This is a genomic window from Chloroflexaceae bacterium (assembly GCA_025057155.1).
Classification (GTDB): Bacteria; Chloroflexota; Chloroflexia; order Chloroflexales; family Chloroflexaceae; genus JACAEO01.
The window spans coordinates 1-551 of the sequence record JANWYD010000153.1 but is presented as its reverse complement, the minus strand read 5'-3'; the positions used below and the strand labels follow the sequence as shown (position 1 = coordinate 551).

Annotated in this window: 1 protein-coding gene; it reads left to right on the top strand. The window is 76.0% G+C overall.

What is annotated here, in order from left to right; all coding sequences use genetic code 11:
- Nucleotides 1-174 precede the first annotated feature (174 nt).
- On the top strand, nt 175-551 hold a 377-nt coding region (locus tag NZU74_20770; GenBank protein ID MCS6883758.1), incomplete at its 3' end, for a hypothetical protein.

The window sequence follows — 551 nt, the reverse complement described above, 5'->3', positions numbered from 1 at the left end:
CGCCAAGCTCGGCGACCGCGAGGCCATCGCCCGCAGTCGCACCTGGCTCGAGCTGTTCCAGGCCAAGAAGACACCCGATCTGCCCTGGCCGGAAGGTCACCCGCTGCTCGCGCCGCCGCCGCTGCGTGCACCGGCCCTCGCCTCCCGGTCTGCCTCCTCGGCGGAGAACCCAAGATGAGCGTGAACTCGCTGGGCGTGGCCCTGCGGCCGACCGCGTGCCCGTTCCTGCGGCGGCCTGTCCTCGCCGCGCTGCTCGCGGCGGCCGCCTGCGCCCGCGAGCAGGAGCGGCGGGAGCTCGCCGCGGCGCCGCGGGCGATCGGGATGTGCGCGAGCTGCCACGGGCCCCTGGGCCGCTCGCCGCAACGCGGGACGCCGCATCTCGCGGCACAGGACGAGGACTATCTCGTGGCCTCGATGCTCCAGTACCGCAACGGCCAGCGCCCGCACGCGGCGATGCGCGCGGTCATGGGCGCGCTCTCCGAGGCCGAGATCCGCGAGCTCGCCCGCTTCTACGCCACGCGCCCGGCCTGCGCCGGGGAGGGCGGGGGATG